Genomic DNA, 10,260 nt, shown 5'->3' on the forward strand with positions numbered 1-10,260 from the left:
GATCAGCACGCCGGCACCGACCGCGAACAGGGCGCCGACCAGCAGGGAAAATTCCAGCGAATAGCCCGAGCGTGCGATCACGAACGCCCATGAAACCGAAACGACCATCGTCGCGATCATCGACACGTCGATGCCCCTGGCGATGACGACCAGCGCCATGCCGAGCGCCAGGATGCCGAGGATCGAGACGCTCCGGACCAGGGTCAGAATGTTGCCGGCGCTGAAGAAGGACGGCAGCAAGAAAGAGAACAGCACGAAGGCCAGAACCGCCAACGCGAGGACGATGCCTTCCTGGCTTTTCAGCAGGTTCTGAAGCCGTGCCGGATTGGCGTTTGCGGTCTCCTGGCCCACCGCTCAGGCCTTCTCTTTGCTGAGTCTTGCGAGAATTTCCTTGGCGCGATCGACGCGGACGTCGTGATTGACCGCAAGTTCGCTCGCGACTTTCTCGATGTCCCCGCCCACCGCCCCTGCCAGGATCGCGATGTTGCGCGCATGCAGCGCCATATGGCCGCGCTGGATGCCTTCGGTGGCGAGCGCCCTGAGTGCCGCCATGTTCTGCGCAAGACCGACTGCGACCGCGACCTCGGCAAGCTCCTGCGCGGTGCTCACGCCGAGCAATTTCAGTGCGGCGCGCGCCGCCGGATGCGTCTTGGTGGCGCCGCCGACGAGGCCGAGTGCCATCGGCATTTCCAGCGTGCCGACGAGGGCGCCGGCGGTGTCGATCTCCCAACGGCTCAAGGATGTGTAGCGGCCGCTGCGCGCCGCCCAGGCATGCGCGCCGGCTTCGATCGCGCGCCAGTCATTGCCGGTGGCGACGACGACCGGGTCGATGCCGTTCATGATGCCCTTGTTGTGGGTGGCGGCCCTGTACGGATCGACGATCGCAAGCGCACAGGCTTCGACAATGCCGGCGGCCATGCGCTCGCCGGTAAATTCCTTGGTCGCCAATGCCTCCGGCGTCAAACGCACCCGCGCGCGCGCCAGCCTGAGGTCGGCAAGATTGGAGAGGATGCGCAGCCTGACAGTGCCGCCCGACATGCGCTCGATCAGCGGCGCCACCGTTTCGGCCATGGTGTTGACCGTGTTGGCGCCCATCGCGTCGCGGACATCGACGAGAAGATGCAGCACCACCATCGGCCCGACGGCCGTGTCTTCGAAGACCTGCACCTCGATGTCGCGGCAGCCGCCGCCGAGCCGGTTCAGGACCCAGTCTTTTTCATTGGCAGCGGCGACGATCTCGTCGCGGCCCGACAGCAGCCGCGCGCGGGCCCCGTGCGGATCGGACAGGCCGAGAACCTGTACCTGCGCCCGCATGATCGGTGCTGTGCTGGACGTCTCGAAGCCGCCACAGCCGCGGGCGATGCGCGCCATGTACGATGCGGCGGCAACCACGGAGGGCTCTTCCACCGCCATCGGGATAAGATAGTCGCGGCCATTGATTGTAAAATTGCTGGCGACGCCAAGCGGGATTTCAAATGTGCCGATCACATTCTCGATCATGCCATCGGCAACATTGAGGGCAAGCGCCCCTCCCCCACGCAAGGCATCGCGGTCGGCTTGGGAAAGACCTGCAATACCGCCTACCGTCGCCAGGCGATCGGCCGGCGACAGGTCACGGAATTTCTCGATGCGGGAATTCAGCCGGGGTTCGACACCGTCCTGGACTGCCCCCATCAACATCGCCTCCCTGCGAATGCCATTTTCTTGTTGAGCCAGCTATCGTCGAACTGATACCATCAGACAAGGTACAGTTTTTGAGAAACAGCCGGTCACTGTACCAGTGCATTTTTGGGACGCTGTCGCAAGGGATCGAGGATGACGCGCGCCGAAGCCGTGGCCAGCGAGATCAGAAGGCGCATCGAGACAGGCTCGCTTGTCGCCGGCGCCAAACTTCCATCGATACGCAAGGCGGCCGAGCAGTTCGATGTCTCCAAAAACACTATTGTCGATGCTTATGACCGTCTGGTCTCGGCCGGAATTGCGCTGTCGCGACCAGGTGCGGGCTTCACGGTCGCGGAACGCCGACGGCAGAAGCCGAGCGAGCGTCCGCTGCATGTCGCCGAGGCCGTCGACATCGCCTCGCTGCTCAGCGCGCAGCTGGAGGAAAGCTTTTCCATCCGCGTCGGCGACGGGCGCCCGCCGGCATCGTGGATGGAAGAGTCCGAGGTGCGGCGTCATCTCGGGCTGCTGGGCAGGAATCAGCGGTCCAGCAGCGACGGATACGGTTCGGCGATGGGGCTACCGGCGCTGCGTGAGCGGCTGGCCTTCGACCTGATGGAACGCGAAGTGCAGGCGACGCCCGAGCAGATCCTGCTGACGTTCGGCGCCAACCATGCCCTGGACCTGATCATCCGTCGCTTCCTGGTTGCCGGCGATACCGTGCTGGTCGACGATCCCGGCTACTATCCGCTGTTTGCCAAGCTGAAGCTGGCTCAAATCCGCATGGTGGGCGTCACAAGGACCCCGACCGGTCCGGATCCGGAGGACCTGGCCGGCAAGGCCGAGCGCGAGCGTCCAAAACTCTTTTTCACGCAATCGCTGGCGCACAATCCAACCGGCAGCTCGACCAACCTTCCGACAGCGCATTCGATCCTGACGATCGCGGCGCGGTGCGACATGCTGGTGGTCGAGGACGATCCGTTCATCGACTTGCCAACGGTGCGCGGCGTCGGACTGGCGGCGCTCGACCAGTTGCAGAACGTCATCTGCGTGCGCACCTTCGCCAAGACGCTCTCGGCCAGCCTGCGCTGCGGCTATATCGCGGCGCGCCCCGATTTGATCGCCTCGCTCGCCGAGTTGAAGATGCTGACGACCGTCAACAGCTCGGGACATATCGAGCGGTTGATCCACGGGCTGATCAGCGAGGGCCATTACCGGCGGCACCTGAAGCGCCTCGGGCAGCGCGTGCGCCAGGCGACCGAAACGGTTGTTCCCCGTCTTCAGAAGACAGGCATGAAGCTTTTTGCCGAGCCAACGGGTGGGTACTACGTCTACCTGGAGCTGCCCGACCATGTCGATGACATCGCACTGGCCCGGGAAGGCGCTCGCGAGGGGATTTTCATCGCACCGGGCACCGTGTTTTCACCGGAACGTCGCCCGACCAAGGCAGGCATCCGCGTCAACATCGCCTGGGCCTCCGATCCCAAATTTTTTGATTTTTTACGCCGAGCAACGACTGGCGGCGCGAGTCAGGGATCATAGCGAACCGCTATCATGCCCGCCGCCTCAGGCGACGAAGACGGATAGCAAGCTGTGCAAAGAGCGAAATCGCAACGCGACGCTGCCCGCGGTCACAGGAACCGCCACGGATAGCGAACTAGGCATGGTCCTGACCGCGGTCATGGCAGGACCGACAGTCATGCTCGTCGTCATGGCCGTAATGTCTTGGCCGCAGCGTCCGTCACCCGGCAAGCCTGACCGGCGATCTTAAATGCTCTAGCTGTCGCGCCGTGTCCGAAGGTTTATGCGGATACCAAAGGCATTCCACTTGGACGGTACGTTCGGTCGGAGGGCACGCTACCTCTGATAGGTCGCGCGATTCCCATGAACTGCTTCCCACTTTTTCGGGGATAGTTTTAGATGCCCAGCATCTTGCGCACGACTGGTTCAATGGCCTTGCCGATCGCTCGCGTGTTCTTCGTATCAAGATGCACGCCGTCGAGTGGCGTCGTCTGCGACACAGAACTCGCATCGAAGAAGCCGCAGCCACGTTCGTCCGCTATATCGGCAAATAGCGTCGCCAGCATCGCCGATTTTTCTATACCGCCGGCAAACACGGCTGCAACGGCTTTGTTCGCGGTCTCGCGGATCAGCGGCGGAGCGATTATCAGCACCTCCGGCCCTTCCTTGGCATCAAAAGCCCAGGCGTGGTGGCGCACCAGCTCCACCAACCGCTCCATGCCCCGCACCGCGCCAAAGGGGGTGCCGCAAACGGTCGGCTTCATATCATTGGCGCCTAGGAACAGGATGACGAGGTCGATCGGATCGTGGCTGTGCAGGATCGTTGGTAAAATGCGCGCGCCGTTGCGGTCGCAATCCGCAACATGGTCGTCATAGGCGGTCGTGCGGCCAGCAAGCCCTTCTGCGATAACCGTGACATCAGGCCCGAGGCTTTTGGCAAGCACGCTCGGCCAACGGTCCTCGAAGGCGTGCCGCTCTCGCGTTTCCGCGTTATAGCCCCAGGTCAGGCTGTCGCCATAGCAGAGAATCGTCTTCATAGCTGCCCTCCCCTCATCCGATGTCCGGCGCTTGCCGGGGATCGACACGGCGATGCCGGCATCCGAAACGGCCCAGTCTTCTTTTCTTATGATATTTTGTCCGCATACCCGCCAGCTCGACACGCAACACCCGAAAGGTCAACCATAGGCGGGGGGTTACTATACCAGGCCGGCGGAAAAGTGGGCAAAGGCGCGGCTCCGGCGGGAACGCCAGCCGATAGGCATCCAACGCAGAGCACCGACTTCGCCTCCTCACACCATCACGTCGCCGCCATTTGGATTGAGGGTCGCTCCGATATAATAGGCCCCTTCATCTGAGGCGAGCATGACAGCGGTGGGGGCAATCTCCTCCACGGTGCCAACGCGACCTATGGGTAAGCTGGCGATCTTGCGCAAGCGCCGGGCCTCGGGCACACCGCGGGCCAGCTCGGTGTCGATCGGGCCAGGACAAATTGCATTCACGGTAACGCCGTCCTTAGCCACCTCATAGGCAAGGGAACGCGTGAAGCCGATAATGCCCGCCTTAGCCGCTGCGTAGTGCGCCATTTCGGCCGCACCCTTTTGAGCCAGTTGCGACGATATCGATATAATCCGCCCGAACTTTCGTTCAATCATGCCGGGAAGAACCGCGCGGGTGCAGAGGAAGACGCTGCGTAGATTGACCGCCATCATCTCGTCCCACATGGAAGTGGACATTTCGGTGACTGGAGCTGTCGTGCTGATCCCGGCATTGTTGACCAGAATATCGATGCGACCGAGCGAGCGCTTCACCATCTCGATAGCGTTGCTTACGTCTGCCTCATCGCTGACATCGGCAGCGACAGCCATCACAGTTCCACCGCCTGCGGCGAGCCTATCGGATGCAACCTTCGCATTGAGCAAATCGCGATCCAGAACGGCCACTGCGGCGCCTTCGCGCACAAACGCGCGGGCGATAGCCTCGCCGATGCCTCGTGCTCCACCAGTGACGAGTGCGGTTTTTCCTTCAAGGCGTCCGGGCATGTTCGCTTCTCTCGCTAGGGGATGATCTGATGAATTGGCACCGCGGGCGCGTCAAATCCAATTCCGCCGACACGCGGGCGCCCGGGACTGAAGCCCGACCGGAGGGCGCATCGCATCATGCGTCTTCGGCTCAAGTCCCGGAAACCTGCCTCGATCACTGGTATTCCTAGTGGCGCATGGCATCGACGAGCGTCTTGATGCCAACGCGAAGCGAAACCTCGGGCACATAACCGAGATCTTCATGTGCGGCATCGATGCTTAGGAGCCCAACGCTCGTATATCCGACATCACCGTGCCCGCTAAATTTGATATCGGCTCCCGGAATAAACTCGCGAATTAGAGAGGCCGCCTCGCCTACCTGGGGCTTCACGCCGGCGCTGATATTGTAGACGCGTCGCTTTAGAGCGGGAGCGTTAAGTGCTGCGATAATGCCAGCGACTACATCATCGACGTGGACCCACTGGCGGCGGGAGTCCTCTCCGAACGGCAAATGCGTGTGCCGTCCGGCAAGCGCATCCTCGATCATATCGCGAAGGGTGCAACTGGTTCGACGTCGGGGCCCATATACGCTCGCAATTCGCAGGATAGCGGCATCGACGTTGTGTTCTTCTGCATATGCCAGAACCACCGCTTCTGCGGCAACCTTGCTTGACGCGTAGCAGTTGCGCGTCAAGAGCCTATGACTTTCGTCAATGCCATCCTGGGGCTGATCGCCATAGACCATCAGGGATGAGCAATATACGAGTCGGCAGGACCCACGATGGACTGCCAACTGTCGAGCTACTTCCGCGACATCGACGGTCCCGCCAACATTGACATTAAACACCATGGCCGGATTGTTTTTCCCTACCATTGGTCCGGAAACACCGCCGCAGTGCACAATCGCATCGACATCGAAGCGCGCAGCGAGTTCGTGCAACTTGTGCACGTCGCCGATCTCAACTTCGAAGGCCGTTTCGGTCACGGAGCGGAACTCCGCGACCGACCGGTCGACCGCTACAACCTTATGTCCCTCTGCGTGGAGCCGGCGCACCAGGTCGAAACCAATCAAGCCGCTTGCACCTGTGACAAGGACACTGCGAGGCGCCATTTTATGTCTCCTGCGTTTTATGCCACTTGCTGTTAAATCGCCCAGCGGTCACCCGCACCGAAGTCCAGCCTCGGCGCGGGTTGTGTTGTTGCCGTGCCAATCCTGAGCGCAGTCAGCGCCGTGATGAAACCACAAAGTTTAGCCGGCGATCCGGATCGGTTGGGTTACTTAAAGGCGAGCCGCGACTGACTTGGTTTCCGTGTAGTGCTCCATAACTTCCTTACCCATCTCGCGACCCCACCCAGATTGCTTGTAGCCGCCGAACGGCCAGGCCGCATCGCCATAATTATGGGCATTGATACAGATCATGCCGGCCTTGATTTTGCGGGCCATCATGTGAGCGACCTTCAAGTTTCTCGTCCAGACGCTGGCCAGCAAGCCATATTCGGTATCGTTGGCGAACTTAGCGACCGCGTCCAGATCATCATCGTCGAAGGACTGGACGCAGACAACCGGGCCGAAAATTTCTTCGCGCACAACGCGCATCGTGCGGCTGGTCTGCGCCAAGACGGTAGGCTCGAAGAAATAGCCCTTGTCGCCGATAGCGTTGCCGCCTGTCACCACCTCGGCACCCTCTGCACGACCAGACTGAAGGAAGCCGCTGACCCGATCATGCTGGTCCTTCGACACGAGCGGACCAAGGTTGACCGACGGATCAAGCCCATGACCAATCTTGAGCTTGCCGGCTTGCGCGGCCACACCCTCGACAACGCGGTCGTAAATCGACTTGTGGGCGAAGAGGCGCGAGCCCGCAGTACAGCACTGGCCTTGATTGTAGAAAATCGCATCCGCAGTACCGGCGATGGCGTGGTCCAGGTCGGCATCGGGGAATACGATTGCAGGTGACTTGCCGCCGAGTTCAAGCGACACCCGCTTCAAGTTTCCGGCCGCTGCCCGGACGATAAGCTTGCCGACCTCGGTCGATCCTGTGAACGCGATCTTGTCGACATCGGGATGCGCGGCCAGGGCCGCTCCGGCCGCTTCGCCATATCCGGTAAGGATATTTACGACTCCGTCCGGAATGCCGGCCTCGGCGACGAGTTCGCCGAAACGAAGGGCCGAAAGCGGTGTCTGCTCTGCCGGCTTCAGAACGATGGTACACCCGGCCGCAAGAGCCGGGGCTACCTTCCAGGACAGCATCAGCAGCGGAAAATTCCACGGAATGATCTGACCGACGACGCCCACCGGTTCACGTAGCGTGTAGGCATGCCAATCGCCGGTGCTGGAAACCGGCACGGTTTCACCCGCAAGCCGCTGTGGCCAGCCCGCCATATATCGGAACAGGCCGATCGCGCCCTCGACATCCTGGTTCCGGGCATTGCCGACAGGCTTTCCGGCGTCCAGCGACTCGATCTCGGCGAATTCGTCGGCGTGCTGTTCGAGAAGGTCGCCCAGACGCCAGACCATCTTGGATCGTTCGGCCGGCGACAGGCGCGACCATGGACCAGATTCGAAGGCGCGACGCGCCGCCTCGACTGCCCGATCGACATCGGCCTTCTCGGCCGCGGGAACATGCGTGACGATCTCCTGGGTAGCAGGATCTTCCACCGGCAAAGTCTTGCCGCTACGGGCATCGACCCATTTTCCGTCGATCAGCATCTTGTGTGGCTTTGCAAGAAACAGCGTGCCGGCCGCACCAAGGGCGGGCTTGCGGATGGCAATGGTCATGATCTTTTCCTTGTAAGAACTGAAAACCTTGATCGTCGGTCGCCAACCCTGTCTCGCGGCCGGCACGCATTTGTTTGGTATCGAGGAGCGTACGGAATTGGCCGTACGCTCTTCGTTTCGGGAATGCGCTCTCCGAGCATGCGCACAAGAAACTTCGTCGATTGGCCTTTGAGTGGTGCGGTTGCCAAGTGGTCAGCTACTTTGGATAGAGTTTAGAAGCGTCCTGGCCGGCACCATCCGATAAGGAACGGTGCCGGCTTTGACCCCTGCCGCTCCTCGCCATCATATGCAGCGGAAGGACGGACCCAATGCTCCGCGGTGTTGCAAACGCCGTAGCGCGGCAAGCACCTGCGGCATGCTTACTTGGCGCAAGCCGAGAGATACGGGAACGGCTTAGCCTCTTCGGTATCGATGTTGTCCTTGGTCAGCATCATGATCGGCGTCATCGAGTAGACTGGATTTTTCGGCTTGACGGCCGCGCCGCCGGGGTTAGCCCGCAAATAGTCAACGACTGCCTTCATCGACAATTTACCGATCAGGTAGGGTGACTGCGCGATCAGGGCCTGTATCCTGCCAGCCCGCAGCCCCTCGACTTCATCGGGCGTCGCGTCATACGCTACGACCATGATGCGGTCCTGAGCATTGGCAGAGCGCACGGCCGAGATGACGCCCTGCGCCTGAGCTCCGTTGGTGGCATAAAGCACCGTCAGATCTGGGTGAGCCAGGATCAGGCCTGCCGCGATCTTGGCCGAAAGGCTGCTGTCAACCTTGCCGTACTCGAAGGGAAGGACCTCGACATTCGGCGCCAGTTTCGCGAGAGTTTTGGGAAGGTCCTCATAGCGCGCCTGATCGACCGGATTGCCGGGGAAAGACGCCACCACACCGATTTTGGCCTTGCCCTTGACGTGCTCGGACACAAATTTGGCTATCTGTTCTGCAGCTCCGCTGTTGTCGCTGTGGAAGCCCTCCAGCATGATCTCCTCGTCCAGGGTTCCGTCGGCGAGCACGACCGGCTTTCCGGCGGCCATCAGTTCCTTGATGGGCTGGATCAAGGCCGTTGACGAGAACGACGTCAGCATCCACCCGTCGGGATTTTGAAGCTTGAGGGCATCCATGACCTTTACCTGTTCGGCGATGCCAGGGCCGGTCGAACCATTCCAGAGCAAGTTCACGCCCAGTTCTTTGGCGGCAGCTTCCGCACCGCATTTCATCGAGATGAAATAGGGATCGCCGACAAGCGCCGACAAATTAGCGATCTTGAGGTCTTCCGCACCTGCATAGCTGCTTGCCAAGGCGCCAAGGGCTGCGATGCAAGATGTCCAAAGTGTCTTACGCGAAAATTTCATAGCTCTCTCCCATTGCAGCCGCTGATAGTAGGTCATGGTCTGCTGTCGCTGGCTGATCGCGACCGCAGTCGGAAGGATGAAGCCGATCGAAATCAGCCATTATAAAGCTCGAGGCCAGCCACAACAAAGCCGGTCTGCAACAGTCGGTGGGCGCCAAGCTTCCGCCGCGTGAGGCTTAAAAGGCCGTGATCGCGCTCGGTCATTTGGCGGCGGGCGATTCCCGTTCGCAGTCCAAAGGGCATGCACACATGCTTAGCTCGAACGCGATCGATGGTTGTCATGAAAGATACCCACTGCTCACTGCCGATGATAAAAACGTGTCGCTCCTTTAATGTCAATAATATTATTGCCAATCCTTGCGACAAAAAATATCGGCGCCGCATTCTCGGCCACATTGCGCCTCGCGGCCGCCGGATGGCTGCCCCCCTACAAGGGCCGTGTGTCTGTGATCCCGACCGGCCCGTGCAGTTCGAAAGAGCACGAGGCTCTGTCGGCGCGATCCAAACTGAGTAATGTCGTCTGCTACCTAGTCGGCAAATACCTTGTCGATCAGTACCGCGATCAGAAGCGCCGGTTCTTCGCTCTCGCAGACCCAGGCGTGGTTGGTGCCACGCTGGACGACGACGTCGCCTGGGTAGATGACGCGTTCATCGTCGTCGAGCAGCAACCGGACTTGCCCCCGCAGAAGTATGATGAAATCAATTGTCTGCGTCAGATGCATCGAGGGATGCCGGGACGTATCCGGACGCGTGTCGCTGCCACCGATCATGTCGAAGACCTTCGAGTACTCCGTCAAATCGTAATCAGTGTTTTCTGTGAGCCTTTCCGGCTGCAAGGTGAACCAGCGAAACTTTACGCCTTGTGGGGGCGGCGACAGAGCCACCTTGCCTTTGCCGCGGTCCACTCCTTCGGCCCGGCTAAGTGCTCCGGGCAAGAG

At 60.8% G+C, this 10,260-nt stretch carries 9 protein-coding genes and 1 pseudogene; 1 reads left to right on the plus strand and 9 read right to left on the minus strand.

The window, feature by feature from the left end:
- Both EN943_RS30185 and EN943_RS30190 read right to left on the minus strand, forming a co-directional pair.
- Nucleotides 1–351 (minus strand): annotated as a pseudogene (locus EN943_RS30185) (ABC transporter permease); the annotation flags it as partial.
- Nucleotides 352–354: 3 nt separating this feature from the next.
- A complete protein-coding gene (locus tag EN943_RS30190; protein WP_127415766.1) occupies nt 355–1,674 on the minus strand; it encodes a hydroxymethylglutaryl-CoA reductase, degradative in 1,320 nt (439 codons plus the stop codon).
- 141 nt (nt 1,675–1,815) lie between these two features.
- On the opposite strand from EN943_RS30190, the gene EN943_RS30195 reads away from it, so the two are divergent.
- On the plus strand, nt 1,816–3,201 hold the full coding sequence (locus EN943_RS30195; RefSeq protein ID WP_127415767.1) for a PLP-dependent aminotransferase family protein: 1,386 nt from the start codon (nt 1,816–1,818) through the stop codon (nt 3,199–3,201).
- Between the two features lie 374 nt (nt 3,202–3,575).
- On the opposite strand, the gene EN943_RS30200 is transcribed toward EN943_RS30195, so the two are convergent.
- From EN943_RS30200 to EN943_RS38550, 7 genes are all read right to left on the minus strand, one after another.
- Nucleotides 3,576–4,217, minus strand: coding sequence for an SGNH/GDSL hydrolase family protein (locus EN943_RS30200; protein ID WP_127415772.1), 642 nt, complete (start codon nt 4,215–4,217; stop codon nt 3,576–3,578).
- A 252-nt stretch (nt 4,218–4,469) separates the two neighbouring features.
- On the minus strand, nt 4,470–5,219 hold the full coding sequence (locus tag EN943_RS30205; RefSeq protein WP_127415768.1) for a 3-oxoacyl-ACP reductase family protein: 750 nt from the start codon (nt 5,217–5,219) through the stop codon (nt 4,470–4,472).
- Nucleotides 5,220–5,385: 166 nt separating this feature from the next.
- Nucleotides 5,386–6,309 carry an NAD(P)-dependent oxidoreductase gene (locus EN943_RS30210; protein ID WP_127415769.1) on the minus strand — a complete coding sequence of 308 codons (924 nt, stop codon included), beginning with the start codon at nt 6,307–6,309 and terminating at the stop codon, nt 5,386–5,388.
- 168 nt (nt 6,310–6,477) lie between these two features.
- Nucleotides 6,478–7,908, minus strand: coding sequence for an aldehyde dehydrogenase family protein (locus EN943_RS30215; protein ID WP_245476029.1), 1,431 nt, complete (start codon nt 7,906–7,908; stop codon nt 6,478–6,480).
- A 428-nt stretch (nt 7,909–8,336) separates the two neighbouring features.
- Nucleotides 8,337–9,359, minus strand: a complete 1,023-nt coding sequence (locus tag EN943_RS30220) for a substrate-binding domain-containing protein (protein ID WP_127415771.1) — start codon at nt 9,357–9,359, stop codon at nt 8,337–8,339.
- A gap of 56 nt (nt 9,360–9,415) precedes the next feature.
- Nucleotides 9,416–9,604, minus strand: a complete 189-nt coding sequence (locus tag EN943_RS37800; RefSeq protein WP_164778456.1) for a hypothetical protein — start codon at nt 9,602–9,604, stop codon at nt 9,416–9,418.
- Between the two features lie 245 nt (nt 9,605–9,849).
- The coding region (locus EN943_RS38550; protein ID WP_164778457.1) for a cupin domain-containing protein at nt 9,850–10,260 on the minus strand (411 nt) is incomplete at its 5' end.

It is taken from the genome of Mesorhizobium sp. M7A.F.Ca.US.006.01.1.1, from assembly GCF_003997935.1.
Lineage (GTDB): Bacteria > Pseudomonadota > Alphaproteobacteria > Rhizobiales > Rhizobiaceae > Mesorhizobium.